Below are 18,954 nucleotides of genomic sequence, written 5' to 3' on the forward strand. Positions count from 1 at the left end.
CAACCCGCCGGCAGCCGCGTGTGACAGTGCGGAGGTCGACTCGTGGACAACGGCGGAGCTCATCGCAACGTGCCCTCTCACGCGGCGAGACGGCCGGACCCCCGCCGCCGCAAGGTGTGGCGGCGGGTGCGCCGGTCGTTGTATGTGCTGGTGGGGTTGGGGATGTTCGTGCCGGTGGCGGCGTTCGTGATCGGGTATTTCCTGGTGGAGGTGCCCGATCCGAATGCGCTGGCGGCGAGCCTGAACCAGCCGGTGACGCTGTTCTACGCGGACGGCTCGACGCTGTACACGAAGTCGACGGAGGACAGCCACCGCCTGGTGACCTGGGATCAGATCCCGCAGACGATGCGGGACGCGCAGATGGCGGCCGAGGACGAGACGTTCATGTCGAACGCAGGCTTCGATCTCAAGGCGATTCTGCGGACGGTGTGGAACCGGTTGACCGGTGGTACGGGCGGCGGGTCGACGATCGGCCAGGAGTACGTGAAGAAGGCGACGGGCAACGACGAGGCGACGTTGTCCCGGAAGTTCGTGGAGATGGTGCAGTCGTACAAGATGACGCGCACCTATTCGAAGCAGGACATTCTGACCGCGTATCTGAACACGGTGTATTTCGGGCGCGGAGCGTACGGGGTCGCCGCGGCGGCGAAGGCCTACTACAACGAGGATGTCTCGAAGCTGTCCACGGAGCAGGCGGCTTTGCTCGCGGGGCTGGTGCAGCTGCCGGGGCAGGCGGACAGCACCGCGTACCAGCATCGCCGGTACTCGTATGTGATGGGCCGGTTGCTGGCGAATCACTGGGTTTCGCAGGCCGAGTATCAGGCGGCGCCGTTCCCGGCCCCGGTGCCGGTGGCGGCGAAGGACGGCGGGTCGGCGTTGGGGGACCGGCAATACATCGTGTCGCAGGCGTTCGCGGAGCTGGCCGCGAAGGGGTATTCGGAGCAGGCGCTGAGCGCGCGCGGGGCGAAGGTGTACTTGACGATCCAGCCGGCGGCGCAGCAGGCCGCCGAGCAGGCGGTGACAACGGTGATGGCCGCGGACAAGGAGTATCCGGACGAGGGCAGTGCGCTGGTGTCGGCCGACCCGCAGTCGGGGGAGATCCTGGCGTACTACGGGGGCGACGGGTCCACGTCGTATGACCTGGCGACCACGCCGCAGCAGCCGGGGTCCTCGTTCAAACCGTACGTGCTGGCGGCGGGGGTGCGGGCGCAACCGGACCGGATCGGGCTGAACACGGTCTACGACGGCAGCGACAACCAGACGATCGCCGGGCAGCTGGTGCACAACTCCGACGGGGAAGGCGCGCCACAGATCACCGTGAAGGACGCGATGACCAAGTCGGTGAACACGGTGTTCTACCGGATGGGGGCCGACGTCGGGGTGAGCGCGGTGCGGCAGGCCGCGTGGGACGCGGGCATCCCGAAAAAGATCACCACCTCGCTGGGGGCGTCGTTCGATTCGTTGCAGAACGACAACCCGGACGGGTCGGGGACGGGCACGACGGAACTGGGGATTTCGATCGGGCAGTACGCGGTGCGCCCGCTGGATCAGGCCCAGGGGTATGCCACGTTCGCCGCCGGCGGGCAGTATGTGCCGTTACATCTGGTGGCGCGGGTGACCGATGACAACGGCAGCCCGGTGTACGGGTTCACCACGGCCCCGAAACCAGCCTTCTCCAGCGATCCCGTGACGAATTCGGCGATCGCGTCGATCGTGACCCAGTCGATGACCTCGGTCGCCGACTCGTCCGGCGACGGGCTCGCGGGCGGGCGGCCGAACGCGGCCAAGACCGGCACCGCCCAGTTCCAGGACACCGGCCACAACTCCGAAGCCTGGATGGTCGGCTACACGCCCCACGTCGTTACCGCCGTCTGGTTCGGCAACAAGAAACAGCCCGCCCCCATCTACGGCAACTACCACAACGGCATCGGCAAGGAACACCACTACGACGTCTACGGCCGCGAAGAGCCCGGCTACATCTGGCAGGCGTACATGAACCAGTACCTCAACGGCAAACCCGCGGAGGCCTTCCCGCAGGCGCCGGACCTGACCACGCCCACCACCGTGCCCCCGCCCAGTACCGTCCCGCAGACGTCGATGCCCCCGTCGGAACCCCCGAGCCCGACCCTCCCGCGGCAGCGCCCGCCCAAGCACAGCCTTACTCCGCCGAGCTGCTTCCCGTACGGCTGCACCACCGGCACGACCACCCCGACGTCGAGTTCCCGGCATCGCCCGGCGCTGGGCTAGGAGCCGGAACCTAGCTCGCCGGCGTCGCCTGGTGCAGTGACAACTGGCCGTCCGGGGGGCCGCTGGCGGACCAGGCGCCGTCCGAGGCCGTCCAGGTGCGGCCGTCGAAGGTGACGCGGTCCACGGCGAACCGGTTCGCGTTCGCGACCAGCCAGGTGGCCAGCGCCCAGCCGCGGGTGGCGTCGTGCGGGCCGGTGAACACCGCCGTGCCCAGTTCGGCGTCCGCGGTCGTCACCAGGTCCGCCGCCGGCGCGCCTGGCACCAGATCGTGGCAGGTGAAGACGCCCGGGGTCTCACCGGTGAGCGCGCCCGCGAGCGCCCGGGCTTCGGACTCCCAGCGCGCGTACCCGTCCGGCGCGGCCGACCGCTGCACCAGCTGGGCCGCCTGCGTCACCGTCAGGTTCATCCAGTTCGGCTGGGCCCGCAGCCGCTCGTAGAACGCCGTCGCCGCGTGGATCGGGTCCGTGACCTGCTGGTAGGTGCCCCAGCCCTGGCTCGGCCGCTGCTGGAACAGGCCCGCCGAGTCCCGGTCGCCGCCGGTGAGGTTGCGCAGCTTCGACTCCTGCATCGCGGTCGCGAGCGCGACGGTCACCGCGTGGTCCGGCATCCCGAGCCGCATGCCGACCGCCGCGATCGTCGCGGCGTTCTGCGCCTGCTCCGGGGCGACGCTGTAGTCGGCGAACGAGCAGGCCGGGGGCGGCGGCTTCCGGGACGCGAGCACCAGCCACGTCACGCCGCCCGCGACCACGGCGAGGACGAGCACCAGACATCCCCACCGGCCGACCCGCACGATTACTTATAGCAAGGAAGGCCGGTCAGGTGGCGTCGGGCTGCCAGGTGAGCAGCCGCACGTGGCGGACCGTTTCGAGATGCGCGCGCATCGCACCGGCCGCGGCGGCCGGGTCACGCGCGCGGATCGCCTCGGCGATCTTCGTATGCTGCGCGAGCGACTGGGGCGGCCGGGCGGGTTGCCGCAGCGACTCCTGGCGGGTTTCCGCGATCTGGTCGGCGATCTTGGCCATGAAATCGGCCAGCAGTTCGCTGTGCGCGGCGGCGGTCACGGCGGCGTGGAAGCGGCGATCGCCGTCCTCGCCGAAGGCACCGCTCTCGATCTCGGCGCGCATCGCGGTGAGCGCGGCTTCGATCTCGTCGAGGTCGGCTTCGGTCCGCCGCGTCGCGGCGAGTTCGGCGAGTTTCGTCTCCATCGCCTCGCGGGCGTCGAGCACGTCGGGCAGGCGACGGCGGCGCTCGACCAGCTTCTCGACCGGCTCCGGATGCAGGCTGTCGGTGCGGAGATAGGTACCGCCGCCGTGGCGGATCTCCACGAGTCCCTGCACTTCGAGCACGACGATGGCCTGTTTCAGCGAGGCGCGGCTGACTCGCAGGCGTTCGGCGAGATCCCGTTCGGACGGCAGCCGGTCGCCGGTCCTGAGGCCGGCGGCGTCGGCGTACGCGCGTAGCTGGCTCACCACCTGTTCGTAGAGGCGGGGCCGCGCGACCGGGCGTAGCGGATCGGACACGCGCTTCAGCCTAGTGGATAGGTGGCTCAGCCAGCCGCCCGCGCAGGAAGGCCCGCTCCGCCGCGTTGTCCGTACGGGCGATGGCTTCTTCGTACGCTTCGGCGGCCTCGGTCTCGCGGCCGAGCCTCCGCAGCAGATCGGCCCGAATCGCGTGGAACAGGTGATAGTGCCCGAGATCCAGGCCCTCGACGAGGCGTAGGGCCGCGGCGGGCCCGTCGACCTCCGCGACCGCGACCGCGCGGTTGAGCGCCACCACCGGCGTGGGGCTCACGGTGAGGAGGTGGTCGTACAGCGCCACGATCTGCGGCCACTCGGTCTCGGCCGCGGACGGCGCGTCGCCGTGCACGGCGTTGATGGCCGCCTGGATCTGGTACGGCCCGGGCCGCCCGCGCCGCAGGCACCGCCGCACGAGCCCCTGCCCTTCGCTGATGAGTTCGCGATCCCACCGCGCGCGATCCTGCTCGGCCAGCGGGATCAGCTCACCGGCCGGACCGGTGCGGGCGCCGCGCCGTGACTCGGTCAGCAGCATCAGCGCGAGCAGGCCGAGCACCTCGGGTTCGTCGGGCATCAACTCGGCGAGTACCCGGCCCAGCCGGATCGCCTCGGCGCACAGGTCCTCCCGCACGAGCCGGCCGCCCGAACTCGCGGTGTGGCCCTCGGTGAAGATCAGGTACACGACCGCGAGCACGGCGCGCAGCCGGTCGGGCAGGTCGGCTTCGCGCGGCACCCGGTAGGGGATGCGAGCCTGCCGGATCTTGGCCTTGGCCCGCACGATCCGTTGCGCCATGGTGGTTTCCGGTACCAGGAACGCCCGCGCGATCTCGGCGGTGGTGAGCCCGCCGAGCAGCCGCAGGGTCAGCGCGACGCGCGCGGCCGGGGCGAGCGCCGGATGGCAGCAGGTGAAGATGAGACGCAGCCGTTCGTCACGCACCGGGCCCTCCGGTATCTCGTCGTCGCCCGCGTGCAGCAGCGCGGCCCGGGCGTGGCGGTCCTCCCTGGACGCCTCACGCCGCAGCCGGTCGATGGTGCGGTTGCGCGCGGTCGTGATGATCCAGCCGGCCGGGCTCGGCGGAAGCCCGGCCGACGGCCAGTTCGCGAGCGCGGCGGCGAAGGCGTCCTGGACCGCCTCTTCGGCGAGGTCGATGTCGCCGAAGACGCGGACCAGGACCGAGACCGCGCGCCCGTACTCGGCCCGGAAGATCTCCTCGATCCGGGTCTTCACGGCTCGTCGACGAAGGGGCGCACCTCGATGGGGAGCGTCGTCGCGAGGGCGGCCTTGCGGCCCCACTCGAGCGCGGCGTCCAGGTCCGGCGCGTCGATGATGCTGAGCCCGCCGATGTACTCCTTGCCTTCGGCGAACGGCCCGTCGGTCATCAGCGCTTCGCCGTCGCGCGGGCGCAGCACGGTCGCCGTGTCAGGCGCGTGGAGGCCGCCGCTGAAGACCCAGGCCCCGGCCTCCTGCACCTCTTCGCGCCAGGCCTCGACGTTCCTCATGATGCCGGCCAGCACGTCGGGCGCGGGGCGCTCGGCTCCGGCCGGCTGGACGACGCTGAGCAGGTACTTCGTCATCGGATTCTCCTTGTCTCGTCGTTCGCTTGGCACCACCTATACGAACGGCCCCGGCCCGGATTCGACAGTAGCCCCGGTGGTGTCTCAGATTGAGACGCGCGTCACAGTCTGGCTGGTCTCTAATCGGTCCGATAGGGACTGCCGACGGGGATAGGTGGATCGTCATGTCACAGCTGCAGAGCAATCAGGCTCCGGCCACTCCAACACATCACGAGGTCCGCGAGATGGTCGAGCGGCAGGGACCGACCGACATCGTGGTCGGCGCGGGCGGGGACCCGCTCATCGTCGGTCTGCCGATCTTCGCGGTCGGCTCGCTGGCGCTCGGCATGGCGCTGATCGGCGTCGTGCCGGCGACCGCGCTCGGCGCCGTCATCCCGATCGTGCTGCTCGGCACCGGGCTCTTCCTGACGATCGTGACGGTCTGGGCGGCGCTGCTGGCGCAGACCATGGTCGCGGGTATCACCGGGACGTTCGCCGGGTTCTGGCTCAGCTTCGGCGCGCTGCTGCTCGGGCTCGGCCACAACTGGTACGGGATCGGCGCCGCCGACGTGGCCGCGACCCAGACGCTGTTCTTCATCGCCTGGGGCTCCCTGTTCCTGTTCCTGCTGGTGCCGTGCCTGCGCCTGCCCATGGTCTACCCGGCGGTGGTGGCACTGGTGGTGGTGACGCTCGCGCTCGCCGCGGCCGGCGCGCGCACCGGTGACGCCAACCTGATGAAGACCGCCGGTTACGTCGTGCTGGTGTTCACGCTCCTCGGTTTCGGCGCGTTCGTGAACGTCGCGCTGACCGCGATGGGTGCCAAGCGGCCGTTCCCGCCGCTGGGCCGCCCATTGATCGGCTAACCGCGGAACGCGGTCAGCACGGCTCCGGCCGCGCGGTCGATGTCGGCTTCGGTGGTGCGCCAGCTGGACACCGAGATCCGCATGTACTCGCGGCCGTGGAAGGTCGTGCCGCCCATCCAGCATTCGCCGGAACGCTGCACGGCGGCCAGCACGTGCCGGGTGCGCTCGTCGTCGCCGAACGCGGCGAGCACCTGGTTGAGCACGACGTCGTTGCCGATCGTGACGCCGTTCCGGCGCAACTGGCCGGCGAACCGGCCGGCGAGCGCGCAGCACCGGTCGACGAGGTCGGCGAGCCCGGACCGGCCGAGCTCGCGCAGCGCCGCCCAGGTCGCGAACCCGCGGGCGCGGCGGGACGACTCGAGGGCGAACGCGCTGGGCGCGCGGAACCCGTCCTGGCCGGTGAGGTACGCGGCGGTCAGCGCGGTCGCGGCGGCGTGCGCTTCGGGGTGGGCGCAGAAGGCGTACCCGCTGTCATAGGGGACGTTGAGCCATTTGTGACCGTCGGTGGACCACGAGTCGGCGGCGGCGACCCCGGCCGTGAGATGGCGCAGGGCCGGGCTCGCCGCCGCCCACAGCCCGACCGCGCCGTCGACGTGCACCCAGGCGCCGTGCGCGTGCGCGGCTTCGATCGCGGCGGGGAAGTCGTCGAACGCCCCGGTGTTGACGTCCCCGGCCTGCAGGCACACGATCTTCGGGCCTTCGGCGTCGCGCAGCAGGGTGGCGAGCGCGGCGGTGTCGGCGCGGCCCTGGTCGTCGGTGGGCACGGGCAGCGTCGCGGCGGTGCCCAGTCCGAGCAGGCGCAGCGCGCGGTCGATCGTCGCGTGGCGGTCTTCGCTCACGACCACCCGGACCGGCGGGGCGCCCTGGAGCCCGAAACGCTCGACGTCCCAGCCGGCGCGGGCGAGCACGTGGTGCCGCGCGGCGGCGAGGCACACGGTGTTGGCCGCCTGCCCGCCGGTCACGAATCCGGACGACGCGTGCGGCGGCAGGCCCAGCAGCTCCTTGAGCCAGGAGGCGGCGACGTCCTCGACGGCCGCGGCGGCGGGGGAGGTGACCGCGTTGAACCCGTTCTGGTCCCAGCCGGAGGCCAGGATGTCGGCCGCGGTCGCCGCGTCGAGGGAGCCGCCGGTCACGAACCCGAAGTACCGCGGACCGGTGCTGGCGACGAGCGCCGGCTCGGCGGCCTTCACCAGCTCGTCGACGACGTCCGCCGCGGGAGACGGATCCTCCGGCAGGGCGCCGAGGGCGTCTCGCACCGATTCCGGGCTGGTGTCGGGGAAAACACGGCTCTCGGCGGCTCGCTCGCGGTAGTCGGCGGCGCGGGCGGCGGCGGTGACGAGTAACTCGCGTAGCTCCATGACTAGACCCTAACCAGCGGTAATCTCGGCCGGGTGAGCGTTTCGGTGCTGGAACTGGTGCGCGCACGGGCGGCGGACGGCAGCGTCCCGGGGGCGCGCCATGACCCGTACCGGCTCGCACTGGCGATCGAGGGCGGCGGCAGCCGGGGGACCTATTCGAGCGGGATGGCCGTGGAGCTGGAGCGGCGCGGCCTGACGCAGGTGTTCGACGACGTGTACGGCTCGTCGATGGGGGCGATCACCGGGGCGTGGCTGCTGTCGGGGAAGGCCCAGCACGGCGCGTCGTTCTGGTGGCATCCCGACGTCATGCCCACCGTCATCCGGCCGCGCGCCGCGTTGCGCCGCAAACCGGTGGTGGATCTGGAGTTCCTGATGAACGAGGTCTACCAGCGCTGGGCCGGGCTCGACTTCGACGGGGTGCTCGCCGGCCCTGGCCGCCTGCACCCCATCGCCACGGACGCCGACACCGGTGAGGTCGTCGATCTCGCGGAGTACCTCACCGGCGCCGAGTCCCTCAAGCTCGCGTTGCGGGGTTCGGCGGGGCTGCCGCTGCTCGCGGGGCCGCTGATCCGGCTCGGCGGCCGGCGGCTGCTCGACGGCGGGCTGACCGAGACGATCCCCTTCCACTCGGCGCTCCGCGACGGCTGCACGCATGTGCTGGTCCTGCGCTCCCGCCGGGTGGACGAGCGCCCCCTGCCCCCGCCGCGGGTGGAGAACCTCGCGGTGACCGCGTTCCTGCGCCGTACCGCGCCCGCCACGCTCGGCGCGTGGCGCGGTCGCACGGAACGCCGCCGCGCCGACGACGAACGGCTGGCCGCCGCCGGTGGGCTCGCGCAGGTCCTCGTCCCGCCCGGGTCGCCGGAGGTCTCACGGCTCGCGGTCGATCCGGCGTTGCTGCGCCGCGCGTTCGATCTCGGCGCCGAAGCCATGGCCACGGCCTTGGACATCGGAGTGTAGTTACCTGCTGTCAGCGGGTTTCGCCGAGCTTGCGAATCGGGCATTCTGGGCGGTCCGGGGAAGGCACGGGAGGGCGCGATGCGAGTCGTCATCATCGGCGCGGGGATCGGCGGGCTGTTCACCGCGCTGAGACTGCACAACGACGGGATCGACTGCGAGGTCCACGAGCAGAGCGACCTCGTCCACGAACTGGGCGTGGGCATCAACGCACTCCCGCACGCGGTCAAGGAGATGGCCGAACTGGGGCTGCTCGACCGGCTCGACGAGGTCGCGATCCGGACCCACGAGCTGGTCTACGCGCACCGGCTCGGCCAGGAGATCATGCGGCGGCCGTGCGGTCTCGCCGCCGGGTTCACGTTGCCGCAGTTCAGCGTGCATCGCGGGCGGTTGCAGGGAGTCCTGTTGCGGGCGGTGCGGGAACGCCTTGGTCCGGACGCGGTCCGGACGGGGCACCGGATGGCCGGGTTCGAGCAGGACGCCGACGGGGTCGAGGCGCGGTTCGCGGGCGGGGACTCGGCCCGCGGCGACGTGCTCGTGGGCGCCGACGGCATTCACTCGACGGTGCGGGCGGCGCTGTTCCCGGACGAGGGCCCGCCGCGCTGGAACGGCGTGATGATGTGGCGTGGCGCGGCGGAATGGCCGCGGTACGGCGACGGGCATCAGATGGTCATCGCGGGCGGGAACACCGCGAAGCTCGTGCTCTACCCGATCGCGCCCGGGCGGACCCCGGACACGCGCCTGACGAACTGGGCGATCTGCCTGCAGACCGGGAACCCCGGCGATCCGCCGCCGCAGCGCCAGGACTGGTCGCGCCGCGTCGATCCGGCTCAGCTGGCCGGGCACGTGGCCCGGTTCACGATGCCGCTCACCGACCACGCCGGGCTCGTCGCCGCGACCGGGGACGTCTTCGAGTTCCCGATGTGCGACCGGGATCCGCTGCCGTACTGGACCCAGGGGCGGGTGACCCTGCTCGGCGACGCGGCGCATCCGATGTACCCGATGGGCTCGAACGGCGCCGGCCAGGCCATGCTGGACGCGAAGAGCCTGAGCGGCCACCTGGCACGGCACGACGATCCGGTGCGCGCGCTGACGGCGTACCAGGACGAGCGCCTGCCGATGACCGCCGAAGTGGTGCTGAGGAACCGCGCCGGCGGGCCGGAACAGGTCATCGACGAGGTCGAGCGCCGTGCCCCGGAAGGGTTTTCGCGCCTGGAGGACGTGATCGACCCGGCGGACCTCGAGGCGATGGTCGCCGGGTACGCGAAGGCGGCGGGGGCCTCGCGCGAGCAGGTCAACCGCTGAGACTCAGGCTCCTTCGACCGAGCCGGGCGGCAGGAACTCGACGTCGCATTCGGCCGACAGGCGCACGACCTCGTCGGGGTCGGTGAGGTTGTGCAGCTTGTCGAACAGCTCCGCGAGCCGGCCCGCCGGGCTGACCCAGAACAGCCCGCGCGAAGGCGCCTCGCCGCGGTTGTAGTAGGCGTGCGGCAGCCCCCGCGGCATGCGCACGGTGTCCCCGGGGCCGGCGGTTTCCCACTGGCCGTCGAGGTAGAGGGTGAACACGCCCTCGAGGATGTAGATGTGCTCGTCCTGGGTCGGGTGCACATGCGGCGGGACGCCGGTGCCCGGTGGGTCGTAGGTCTCGAACGCGAAACTCGACTCGCTGGCCGCCTTCATGTAGTAGGTGTGACCCAGTACGTTCCAGGTCCGCTTGAGCATGCCCTCGCCCGCGAGCGTGATCCCCTTCGGGAGCGGGCCCAGCACGATTTCGTCCGGCTTCATGGCACCTCCGCGTCCGGTTGTCAGCGCGAAGACTTTACCCCGGGCAGCGCGCGTAGCAAGGATCCGAAATTGACGAGTAACCCGATGGCCGAACCCACGATGCCGACGACGAGCCCGATCCGGATCAGCATCGCCCAGTTGAACGACCCGGCGGCGAAGGCGACCGGGAACACCTGCCAGAACCGCACGAGCGCGGCGAGCCCGAGCCCGGTGGTGGCCAGCCCGCCGAGCGCGGTGAACCACGGCGGGTCGATGAACAGCCAGATCAGGTTGAGGGCGATCCCGACGAGGATGGAGGCGTTCACGAGCGGCAGCACCGCGGACGTCTCCGGGGTGAGGAACGGCAGCACCTCCCAGCCGGGGGCCACGTTGATCAGGTAGGCCAGCGCGCCACCGAGCACGATCGCGATGACGTACCCGGCCCGGCGCGAGCGGGTGGACGGGCGCACTTTGGTGTTCATGGCCCATGCCTAGCCGCGACGGCGGCCCCGCGGTGAGGGGCGAAGGCCACCGGACGGGCAGCCCTTCGCCCTTACCGCGACTACGTAATCGTGGCGGTAGAGTCGCGTCCCATGGCAACAACCTTCGCTGACTCGAGGCTCGGGTGCGCGGCCTGGAATCACGGGCGCAACGCACCGAGGAAGACGTGACGGCGATCATCACGACCGTGGTCGACACTCGCGAAGACGTGAAGTGGCTCAAGCGAGCGGTCGAGGCTCTCCTGTCGGATCGCGGTATCGCCCTCGACGACGAGCCGGACGAGTAGCACCCGGCCCCGACCGGAGGGGCGAAGGCCATCCGCCGGGCCGCCGTTCGGCTCTAGCCTCGATGTCGGTGGCGTGGGCGAATCGGGGCATGACCAGTACAGCACAGATCTGGCGCGAGATCGAAAGATGCTCCTTCGCGGTCGTCAGCCATGTCACCCCCGACGGCGCGCCGCGTTCGAGCGGGGTCAGCTACGCCGCCGAAGGCGGGCGGCTCTACAGCATCGTGGCAGGTGACGGGTGGAAGGCGCGGCACCTCGCGCTCGACGGCCGGGTCGCGGTGACCGTGCCCGTTCACCGTGGCGGCATCCTCGCGCTGCTGATGCCGATCCCGCCCGCGACGATCAGTTTCCACGGCACCGCGACCGTGCGCACCGACGGCCATGTCCCGCCCAAGCTGGAATCCTTGCTGCGCAACGTGAAGCACGGGGCGAGCGCGATCATCGAGATCGAGCCGTCCGGACGCTTCCTGACCTACGGCATCGGCGTGCCGCTGCTGAAGATGCGGGACGCGGCCGCGGCCAGGGGCGTCGCGCCGATCGGTCAGAGGTCGTTGCCCGCGTAGGACAGGTTGAAGCTCTTGTTGGTCAGCGGGAAGTCCGGCACGATCGTGTCGGCGAGCGCGACCGGCAGCGCCGGCCAGTTGAAGAAGCTCGGATCGACCACCTTCACCCGGGTCAGCACCCCGTCCCGGTCGAGTTCGACGCGGTGCACGATCGTGCCGCGCCAGCCTTCGGCGATGCCCACCCCCGACCGCGCCTGTCCGGCGGGCCCGGTGTAAGCGGACAGGTCGCGGAGCCCTGCGGACAGTTCGGTGATCCGCGTGATCGAGTCCGCGATCTCCTCGGCACGGACGCTGAACCGGGACAGCACGTCGCCGTTCGTCGTGCCGTGCCGTACGCGCGCGCCCGGGACCGCGGGGAACGGGTGATCGGCGCGCGCGTCGGTGACGAGGCCGCTGGCGCGCGCGACATAGCCGAGCGTGCCGAGGTCCGAAGCCTGCTCGCGGGTCAGCACGGCGGTGCCGGTGAACCGGTCGACGACGACGCTGTTGGCGAGCGCGAGCGCGACCACCTCGGCGATGTCGTCACCGAGATCGCTCAGCACGTCCGGATCCGGCGCGTGGTCGAGGCGCGCCCCGCCGGGCCGGATGCAGCCTCGCAGCAGCCGGTCCCCGCTGACCTGCTCGTTCAGGCGCAGCAACCGTTCCCGGATGCGCTGGGCGTGGTTGTTGAGGATGCCGTACCCGACGTCATTGCACAGCGCGCCGAGATCGGTCACGTGGTTGTAGATGCGCTCCAGCTCCAGCAGGATCGCCCGGATCCGCTGCGCGTCCTCGGGCACGGCGATCCACTGTGCCTCCTCCACGGCGAGGCAGAACGCGAGCGAGTGGCCGACCGCGGTGTCCCCGCTGATGCGTTCGGACAGTGCGAGCGCGTCCTCGGGGCGGCGGCCTTCGAAGAGCCGTTCGAGTCCTTTGTGGACGAACCAGAGGCGGGCCTTGAGGTTGAGGATCGTCTCGCCGACCACGGAGAACCGGAAATGCCCCGGTTCGATCATGCCGGCGTGCACCGGGCCGACCGGGATCTCGTACACGCCGTCGCCTTCGACGGTGCGGAACGGGTAGGGGCCGTCGACGTCGCCGAACTCCGGCGGGCTCCCGGCGTCGGCGCGCATCGGGTACCAGCCCCGGGGCCAGTGGAAATGCCGGACCAGGCGGCGCGGCAGCGGATGATGTTCGGGCACGATGCCGAACAGGTCGCGCATCTCGCGTTCGAACCGCCCGGCGGGGAACGAGATGCCCGCGAGCGTCGGCACGGCCGGGTGGCCGCGGTCGAGGCGGACGTGCAACTCGGTGCGGCGGTCGGGCGCGGCGGCGGTGAACAGGTACACCGCGCGCAAGGCGTCGCCGTCGTCGTGCCCGGCGATCAGGGCGACGCGGAAACCCTCGTCCAGCAACGCTTTCGCTTCGATGGGCAGTTCGGCGGGGGAGATCATGGTGCCGTCCTCGAGATCGTGCCGGCGGCGAGGTGCAGGAGGGTGCCGAGCGGTCCGGCGGTGACGCCGAGCGCGGCACACGCGGCGAGCGCGCCGACCAGGCTGATCGTGGCGCTGACCGGCAGCCGCCGCGGGGCGGTCGCGGCGCCGGGCCCCTCGGGCGCGGCACCGAACAGCATCCGGCTGGTGTGGTTGACCAGCGCGCCGGCGATCACGACCAGCAGCACGAGCGCGACGGCGGTCGCCCAGCCGAGACCGCCCGCGAACCCGGCGCGCACGATGCCCAGTTCGCTCGCGAACAGGCTGAACGGGGGGAGCCCGAGCAGTGCGAGCACGCCCAGCCCGACACTGCCCGCGAGCACCGGCGCGCGGGAGGCCAGCGCCCGTACGCCCGCGATCGCGCTGGTTCCGGTGGTCTGCAGGATCCGGCCCGCGCCGAGGAAGAGCACGCTCTTCGCGAGCCCGTGACCGAGTACGTGCAGCAGCAGCGCGGCGAGCGCGAGCGGGCTGCCGATCGCCGCGCCCAGCGCGATGAGCCCGAGATGTTCGATGCTGGAGTAGGCGAACATGCGCTTGTAATCCCGTTGCGCCAGCAGAAGCGAAGCGGCGAGCGTGAGCGACGCCAGCGCCAGCACGGTCAGCACCGCACGCAGGAACCCCGGGCCGAGCGCGCCGTCGGCGATCACCTTGACCCGCAGGATCGCGTAGAACGCGACCGACAGCAGCACCCCGGACATCAGCGCCGACACCGGTGCGGGTGCCTGCGAATGCGCGTCGGGGAGCCACGCGTGCAGCGGGGCGAGCCCGGCTTTCGCGCCGAAACCCAGCACCAGCAACACGACCGCGATCCTCGTGACGCCGGGGTCGAGCGCCTGGGCGTGCGCGGCGAGCGTGGCCAGATCCAGGCTCATACCGGCGTGGGCCGAGGCGTAGCTGAGCACGAGGGTGCCCAGCAGTGCGAGCGCGATCCCGGTCGAGCAGATCACGACGTACTTCCACGCGGCCTCGATCGCGGTGCGGGTACGGCGCTGGCCGACGAGCAGCGCGGTGAAGATCGTGGTGGCCTCGACCGCCACCCACACCACGCCGAGGTTCGCCGCGAGCACCGCGAGCGCCATCGCGGCCAGGAACAGTTGCACGAGCAGGCTGTGCCGGGCGGCGGTGCGGGAGGACGCCCGCTTCGCCGCCATCTCGGCGCGCAGGTACGCCGGGGTCGCGGTCGCCGCGACGAGCGCGACCGCGCCGATCACGATGAGCATGAACGCCGAAAGCGCGTCGGTCCGCAGCAGCCCGCCGACCGCGACCTGCGGTCCATGGCGGGTCACGTCGACGGCCGTGGTGATCGCGGCGGCGAGGACGAGGCCCGCGCTGATCGTGCCGGTCCACGCGGTCGCGCGCCGCCAGCCGAGCCCGGCGTGCACGATCGCGCCGAGCAGGGGCACGGCCACCGGGGCGAGCAGGAGGATCGTGGTCATCAGTCGCGCAGCTCCCGCAGTTCGTCGAGATCGGTACCGCCGAAGGCCTCCCGCATGCGCACCGCGAGGATCTGCAGGACGAGCACGACGAGCAGCAGATCCAGGGAGACGCCGAGCTCGACGACCAGGCCGACGCTCGTCACGGTGAGGAAGCCGACCGCGGTGATCCCGTTGTCCAGCAACAGGAACCCGGCCAGCTGGGACAGCGCGCGCCGCCGGGTGACGAGCACGAACAGCCCGATCAGCACGACCGTGAGCCCGACCGGGATCGCCTCCGTCGTCGCCGAAGGCGCGAGCTGGACCAGCGGCTGGGAGACCGCGTACGCCAGCAGGGTCAGCACGGCGGCGGTCAGCAGCGAGGAGGCGACGTTGACCAGCGGCCTGCTGTCGCGCCGAGCCGCGCCCGCCCGCGCCAGCGCGCGGCGCAACAGCCAGGGCAGGACGCCCACGCGCAGCACGAGCACGCCCGCCGCGATGATGCCCAGTTCGGCGTCGCGATGGTGGACGGCGATCACCGCGACGATGGCGGTCAACGCCAGGCCCTGCAAGGCGAACAGGCCGATGACGACGGACAGTTCGCGGCGCCACAGGACAAGCACCGCGGACAGCAGCAGGGCACCGCAGAAGAGGTCGAGCAGTTGTACGTAGAGTGTTTCGTTCATCGCCACCTCCTCAGGCCAGGAAGAACGAGGACGCGACGGCCAGCAGGGACAGCAGGAACGAACCGGCGAGCAACTCCGGCACGCGGAACAGCCGCAGCTTCGCCAGGAACACTTCGCCGACCGCGAGCGCGACACCGAGCAGGCCTACCTTCAGCACGATCGCGCCGGTCCCGATCAGCAGGGACAGCGGATCGGGCGAGGTCGCGACGCCCCAGGGCAGGAACAGGTTCGCCAGCAGGCCGAGGAACACGCTCAACCGCATCGCGGAGGCCAGTTCGACGAGCGCCAGGTCCGGCCCGGCGTATTCGAGGATCATCGCCTCGTGCACCATCGTCAGTTCGAGGTGGGTCGACGGGTTGTCCACCGGCAGCCGCCCGGTCTCGGCGATGATCACCACGACCAGCGCGACCGCGGCCAGCAGGCTGGCGGGGGAGATCACCCGCGACGGATCATGCACGGTCGAGGAGACGATCGAGGACAGGTTCGTCGATCCGACCCGCACCGAGAGCGCGAAGATCGCCACCAGCAGGGTCGGCTCGACGAGCGCCACGATCGTCATCTCGCGGCTCGCGCCCATCCCGCCGAACGCGGTACCGGTGTCCAGGCCCGCGAGCGCCAGCGCGACGGTGCCCAGGGTCAGCAGCGCCACGACGGCGAACAGGTCGGCCGCCGGCGGGATGGCCGATCCGGTGGTGACGAACGGGACGACGACCGCCACCACGAGCGAGGTGGCCACCAGCACCAGCGGGGCGATCCGGAACACCTCGCTCGTGCCGCGCGGGCGCACGGTTTCCTTGTGCAGGAACTGTTTCCGCAGATCCCGCCACGGCTGGGCGATCCCCGCGCCCGCGCGGCCCTCCAGCCGCGCGCGCACCTGCCGCATGAGCCCGGTCAGCAGCGGTGCCCCGCCGATCACCAGCAGCGCCTGCACGGCGCCGGCCACCGCGTTCACCGCGTCACCGCCAGGGCGATGAGCGCGGCGACCACCGTGTAGAAGCCGTAACCGAGGTACCGGTGCACGCTGCCGTTCGCGAGCTTGCGGCCCGCACGGCCCCACGCGGCGACGGCGGCGAGCACGGGCGCGTAGAACCGGCGCTCGATCCGGTCCGGCACCCCGCGCCGGTAGGCGACGGCCGCGACGAGATACGCGGACTCTTCGTGATGGGTCACGTTCACATCGGTCTCCGGCCGTACGACGTCGTCGAAAACCCGTTGCAGTGGTTCGGCGAACGACGTCGCGGTGTACTCCATGCGCGGCGTGAGCGGGCCCGCGCCGCAGTCCCACAGCCGCGCGTCACGACGGGCACGGCGGAGGCTCAGTGCCCGCAGCACGCCGACGATCAACACCGTCCCCGCGAGCAGCGCGAGCGTCAGCAGCAGGGGCGAAAGAGAGCCCGCGACCGCGGTCAGGCGGACGGTCGCCGCCTCGGTCGTCACCGCGTCGCCGAAGCCCGCGGCCTTCGCGACGGCGGGCAGGACCAGCGTCGGAAGCAGCGCGAGGACAGCGGAAACGGCGGCGGCGAGGCCCATCCCGGTGAGCATGCTCGGCGGGCTTTCGTGGGCGGCCGCCGCGCCGCGCGGCCGGGCGAGGAACCCGACACCGAACGCCTTGACGAAGGTCGCCACGGCGAGGCCCGCGGTGAGCGCCACAGCCGCGACCGACAGCGGCATCGCGATCGCCGTCGCGACCCCGGAGGCGGGCAGACCGTGCACGAGTGCCTGCAACAGCAGCCATTCGGACACAAACGCGGTGCCCGGCGGCAGCGCGGACGCGGCCAGCGCCCCGGCGCCGAACAGCGCGGTCGTCACCGGCATGGTGCGCCGCAGCCCGCCGAGGGCGTCGAGATCGCGCGTCCCGGTCGCGTGCAGTACCGAACCGGCGGACAGGAACAGCAGTGTCTTGAACGCGGCGTGCCCGAGCACGTGCAGCAGCGCCGCCGACAGCGCGAGCGCGGCGAGATCCCGGTGCCCGGTCGAGGCGAACAGCCCGGCCGCGCCGGTGCCGATCAGCACCAGGCCCATGTTCTCGGTGGTGGAGCTGCCCAGGAGCCGTTTGAGGTCGGTGCTCATCGCGGCCTGCAGGATCCCGTAGACGGCGGAGACCGCCCCGAGCGCGAGCACCGCGAGCCACCACCAGCGGGGCCCGCCGCCGAGCAGGTCGAATCCGAACCGGACGATCCCGTACACGCCGAGGTTGACCATCGCGGCGGACATCAGCGCCGACACGTGGCTGGGCGCCTCCGGATGCGCGCGCGGCAGCCAGGCGTGCAGCGGCAGGATCCCGGCCTTCGAGGAGAACCCGGTCAGCGTCAGCAGGAACACGAGATCGCGGGTAACGGAGGACAGGTGCGCTTCTCTGAGCGCGGCAAAGGAGTCCCCGCCCGCGTGGCCGGCGAACACGAGCAGGCCCGCCAGGATCGTGACGAACCCGAGATGCGTCATCACCGCGTACCAGCGGCCCGCGGAGGCGACCTGGCGGCGCCGCCGGTGCTCGGTGACCACGAGCAGCAGCGAGGTGAGCGCCATCAGCTCCCAGCACACCAGGAAGGTCCCGATCCCGGCGGCGACCGGTACCAGCAGCATGGCGACCACGAACAGCGGCAGGATCGCTTGCGGAGGACGGGAATCGTGGCGCGTGTAGCCGATCGCGTATATCCCGGTGGCGATCGCGACCCCACCGGTGACGGCGAGGAACAGCCCGCCGAGCGGATCCACGGAGACGGCGAACCCGGACAGCGGCAGCAGCCCGGACCACGTCGCCGAAAACGCCTCCCCGGACAGCGCGGCGACACCCGCGACGATGGCGGCGACGCCCGTCAGCGCGGTCCCCGCGCCGCTCACCACAGAGCGCAGCGAGCGCGGAATGACCACAGTGGACAGTGCGGTAAGCGCGCCCGCGACCACCGCGGTGAGCAGGCTCGCGGCGATCACCGGCCCGTCAGCTTTCGCAGCCCCTCGACGATCGCCTCCGGCCGGGGCGGGCAGCCGGGGATCTCCAGATCCACCGGTACGACGTCGGAAACGGCGCCGACCACTCCGTAGGCCCCGGCGAACACCCCGCAGTTACGCGCGCAGTCACCGACCGCCACGACGGCCTTCGGTCCCGGCACGGCGTCGTGCGTGCGCCGCAACGGCTCGGCCATGTTGCGTGTCACCGCGCCGGTCACCAGCAGCGCGTCGGCGTGCCGCGGCGACGCGACGAGCCGCGCCCCGTACCGCTCGGCGTCGTACACGGGGCCGAACGCCGACGCGATCTCCACCTCGCACCCGTTGCAGGAACCGGCATCGACGTGGCGTACCTGCACCGAGCCGCCGAAGGGGAACCGCTCCGCGGCCGGCCGCGGCGGCGCGGGCTCGGCGACCCGCCCGGTCCGGAGGATCTTGCGCCACAGGCTCGCCATTACTCGCCCCGCTCCGTGTTCGTGGGCACAGCCAGGTTCGCGAGCAGTTCGACCTGCCCGGTCAGCACCGTGCCGAGGATCCGCCGCGCGACCGCCAGCAGTTCGGCGATCGACGGATCGGTGATCGAGTAGAAGACCGCCGAGCCCTCCTTGCGGGACACGACCAGCCCGGCCCGCCGCAGCACCGCGAGCTGCTGGGACAGGTTCGTCGCCTCGATCCCGACCTTGGGCAGCAGTTCGGCGACGGCGTGCTCGCGTGTGCTGAGCAGTTCGAGCACCCGGATGCGCGCCGGATGGCCGAGTGTCTTGAAGAACTCCGCCTTCAGCTGATACAGGGGCTTGGTCACTTGAAGAATTTATCAACTGTTGATTACAAGGA

Annotated in this window: 20 protein-coding genes; 6 read left to right on the forward strand and 14 right to left on the reverse strand. The window is 71.6% G+C overall.

What is annotated here, in order from left to right:
* Positions 1-126 precede the first annotated feature (126 nt).
* Complete coding sequence (locus FG385_RS16585) at positions 127-2,247, forward strand: transglycosylase domain-containing protein (RefSeq protein ID WP_139097650.1); 2,121 nt, start codon at positions 127-129, stop codon at positions 2,245-2,247.
* Positions 2,248-2,257: 10 nt separating this feature from the next.
* Here the strand turns inward: FG385_RS16585 and FG385_RS16590 are convergent, their stop codons facing one another.
* The 4 genes from FG385_RS16590 to FG385_RS16605 are packed head-to-tail and all read right to left on the reverse strand — an operon-like array spanning position 2,258 to position 5,336.
* Positions 2,258-3,010 (reverse strand): hypothetical protein, encoded by a 753-nt coding sequence (locus FG385_RS16590; protein ID WP_235022601.1) that lies wholly within the window; start codon positions 3,008-3,010, stop codon positions 2,258-2,260.
* A 52-nt stretch (positions 3,011-3,062) separates the two neighbouring features.
* Entirely contained in the window at positions 3,063-3,767 is a 705-nt protein-coding gene (locus tag FG385_RS16595) for a FadR/GntR family transcriptional regulator (protein ID WP_139097652.1), read from the reverse strand.
* 10 nt (positions 3,768-3,777) lie between these two features.
* The gene (locus FG385_RS16600; protein ID WP_235022602.1) at positions 3,778-4,989 is read right to left on the reverse strand and encodes an RNA polymerase sigma factor; all 1,212 of its coding nucleotides are present in this window, start codon (positions 4,987-4,989) and stop codon (positions 3,778-3,780) included.
* Positions 4,986-5,336 (reverse strand): YciI family protein, encoded by a 351-nt coding sequence (locus FG385_RS16605; RefSeq protein ID WP_139097653.1) that lies wholly within the window; start codon positions 5,334-5,336, stop codon positions 4,986-4,988. The genes FG385_RS16600 and FG385_RS16605 overlap by 4 nt, the downstream gene beginning before the upstream one ends.
* 164 nt (positions 5,337-5,500) lie before the next feature.
* On the opposite strand from FG385_RS16605, the gene FG385_RS16610 reads away from it, so the two are divergent.
* Positions 5,501-6,178 carry a GPR1/FUN34/YaaH family transporter gene (locus tag FG385_RS16610; protein ID WP_139097654.1) on the forward strand — a complete coding sequence of 226 codons (678 nt, stop codon included), beginning with the start codon at positions 5,501-5,503 and terminating at the stop codon, positions 6,176-6,178.
* On the opposite strand, the gene FG385_RS16615 is transcribed toward FG385_RS16610, so the two are convergent.
* Complete coding sequence (locus tag FG385_RS16615; RefSeq protein WP_139097655.1) at positions 6,175-7,536, reverse strand: pyridoxal phosphate-dependent decarboxylase family protein; 1,362 nt, start codon at positions 7,534-7,536, stop codon at positions 6,175-6,177. The genes FG385_RS16610 and FG385_RS16615 overlap by 4 nt on opposite strands.
* A gap of 33 nt (positions 7,537-7,569) precedes the next feature.
* On the opposite strand from FG385_RS16615, the gene FG385_RS16620 reads away from it, so the two are divergent.
* Complete coding sequence (locus FG385_RS16620; RefSeq protein ID WP_235022604.1) at positions 7,570-8,493, forward strand: patatin-like phospholipase family protein; 924 nt, start codon at positions 7,570-7,572, stop codon at positions 8,491-8,493.
* A gap of 78 nt (positions 8,494-8,571) precedes the next feature.
* Complete coding sequence (locus FG385_RS16625; RefSeq protein WP_139097656.1) at positions 8,572-9,795, forward strand: flavin-dependent oxidoreductase; 1,224 nt, start codon at positions 8,572-8,574, stop codon at positions 9,793-9,795.
* A gap of 3 nt (positions 9,796-9,798) precedes the next feature.
* Here the strand turns inward: FG385_RS16625 and FG385_RS16630 are convergent, their stop codons facing one another.
* Together FG385_RS16630 and FG385_RS16635 are read right to left on the reverse strand one after the other, a co-directional pair.
* Positions 9,799-10,275 carry a cupin domain-containing protein gene (locus tag FG385_RS16630; RefSeq protein WP_139097657.1) on the reverse strand — a complete coding sequence of 159 codons (477 nt, stop codon included), beginning with the start codon at positions 10,273-10,275 and terminating at the stop codon, positions 9,799-9,801.
* A 20-nt stretch (positions 10,276-10,295) separates the two neighbouring features.
* A complete protein-coding gene (locus FG385_RS16635) occupies positions 10,296-10,736 on the reverse strand; it encodes a hypothetical protein (protein WP_139097658.1) in 441 nt (146 codons plus the stop codon).
* 143 nt (positions 10,737-10,879) lie between these two features.
* Between FG385_RS16635 and FG385_RS33960 the strand changes: the two genes are divergently transcribed.
* Both FG385_RS33960 and FG385_RS16640 read left to right on the forward strand, forming a co-directional pair.
* Entirely contained in the window at positions 10,880-11,041 is a 162-nt protein-coding gene (locus tag FG385_RS33960; protein ID WP_160148830.1) for a hypothetical protein, read from the forward strand.
* 89 nt (positions 11,042-11,130) lie between these two features.
* Positions 11,131-11,604, forward strand: coding sequence for a pyridoxamine 5'-phosphate oxidase family protein (locus FG385_RS16640; protein ID WP_160148831.1), 474 nt, complete (start codon positions 11,131-11,133; stop codon positions 11,602-11,604).
* Here FG385_RS16640 and FG385_RS16645 read toward each other — a convergent pair.
* Genes FG385_RS16645 through FG385_RS16675 form a run of 7 tightly spaced genes read right to left on the reverse strand, consistent with a single transcriptional unit; the run spans position 11,583 to position 18,922 of the window.
* A complete protein-coding gene (locus FG385_RS16645) occupies positions 11,583-13,037 on the reverse strand; it encodes a hydrogenase large subunit (protein WP_139097660.1) in 1,455 nt (484 codons plus the stop codon). The two genes, FG385_RS16640 and FG385_RS16645, sit on opposite strands and share 22 nt — an antisense overlap.
* Positions 13,034-14,512 (reverse strand): proton-conducting transporter transmembrane domain-containing protein, encoded by a 1,479-nt coding sequence (locus FG385_RS16650; protein WP_139097661.1) that lies wholly within the window; start codon positions 14,510-14,512, stop codon positions 13,034-13,036. The genes FG385_RS16645 and FG385_RS16650 overlap by 4 nt, the downstream gene beginning before the upstream one ends.
* Positions 14,512-15,174, reverse strand: a complete 663-nt coding sequence (locus FG385_RS16655) for a hypothetical protein (RefSeq protein ID WP_139097662.1) — start codon at positions 15,172-15,174, stop codon at positions 14,512-14,514. Before FG385_RS16655 ends, FG385_RS16650 begins: the two co-directional genes overlap by 1 nt.
* A 10-nt stretch (positions 15,175-15,184) precedes the next feature.
* Positions 15,185-16,126, reverse strand: coding sequence for a respiratory chain complex I subunit 1 family protein (locus FG385_RS16660; protein ID WP_139097663.1), 942 nt, complete (start codon positions 16,124-16,126; stop codon positions 15,185-15,187).
* A complete protein-coding gene (locus tag FG385_RS16665; protein WP_139097664.1) occupies positions 16,123-18,105 on the reverse strand; it encodes a proton-conducting transporter transmembrane domain-containing protein in 1,983 nt (660 codons plus the stop codon). The genes FG385_RS16660 and FG385_RS16665 overlap by 4 nt, the downstream gene beginning before the upstream one ends.
* Positions 18,102-18,575, reverse strand: a complete 474-nt coding sequence (locus tag FG385_RS16670) for an NADH-quinone oxidoreductase subunit B family protein (protein WP_139097665.1) — start codon at positions 18,573-18,575, stop codon at positions 18,102-18,104. The genes FG385_RS16665 and FG385_RS16670 overlap by 4 nt, the downstream gene beginning before the upstream one ends.
* Positions 18,575-18,922, reverse strand: a complete 348-nt coding sequence (locus FG385_RS16675) for an ArsR/SmtB family transcription factor (RefSeq protein ID WP_139097666.1) — start codon at positions 18,920-18,922, stop codon at positions 18,575-18,577. The genes FG385_RS16670 and FG385_RS16675 overlap by 1 nt, the downstream gene beginning before the upstream one ends.
* Positions 18,923-18,954 lie beyond the last annotated feature (32 nt).

This window comes from Amycolatopsis alkalitolerans (assembly GCF_006152065.1).
Lineage (GTDB): Bacteria > Actinomycetota > Actinomycetes > Mycobacteriales > Pseudonocardiaceae > Amycolatopsis_E > Amycolatopsis_E alkalitolerans.

What these genes read in the sequence shown, in the direction of transcription:
- FG385_RS16610 (WP_139097654.1), top strand. Translation starts at nt 5,501, where the DNA reads ATGTCACAGCTGCAGAGCAATCAGGCTCCGGCCACTCCAACACATCAC.
- FG385_RS16670 (WP_139097665.1), bottom strand. Translation starts at nt 18,575, where the DNA reads ATGGCGAGCCTGTGGCGCAAGATCCTCCGGACCGGGCGGGTCGCCGAG.
- FG385_RS16650 (WP_139097661.1), bottom strand. Translation starts at nt 14,512, where the DNA reads ATGACCACGATCCTCCTGCTCGCCCCGGTGGCCGTGCCCCTGCTCGGC.
- FG385_RS16625 (WP_139097656.1), top strand. Translation starts at nt 8,572, where the DNA reads ATGCGAGTCGTCATCATCGGCGCGGGGATCGGCGGGCTGTTCACCGCG.
- FG385_RS16640 (WP_160148831.1), top strand. Translation starts at nt 11,131, where the DNA reads ATGACCAGTACAGCACAGATCTGGCGCGAGATCGAAAGATGCTCCTTC.
- FG385_RS16615 (WP_139097655.1), bottom strand. Translation starts at nt 7,536, where the DNA reads ATGGAGCTACGCGAGTTACTCGTCACCGCCGCCGCCCGCGCCGCCGAC.
- FG385_RS16645 (WP_139097660.1), bottom strand. Translation starts at nt 13,037, where the DNA reads ATGATCTCCCCCGCCGAACTGCCCATCGAAGCGAAAGCGTTGCTGGAC.
- FG385_RS16605 (WP_139097653.1), bottom strand. Translation starts at nt 5,336, where the DNA reads ATGACGAAGTACCTGCTCAGCGTCGTCCAGCCGGCCGGAGCCGAGCGC.
- FG385_RS16630 (WP_139097657.1), bottom strand. Translation starts at nt 10,275, where the DNA reads ATGAAGCCGGACGAAATCGTGCTGGGCCCGCTCCCGAAGGGGATCACG.
- FG385_RS16655 (WP_139097662.1), bottom strand. Translation starts at nt 15,174, where the DNA reads ATGAACGAAACACTCTACGTACAACTGCTCGACCTCTTCTGCGGTGCC.
- FG385_RS16635 (WP_139097658.1), bottom strand. Translation starts at nt 10,736, where the DNA reads ATGAACACCAAAGTGCGCCCGTCCACCCGCTCGCGCCGGGCCGGGTAC.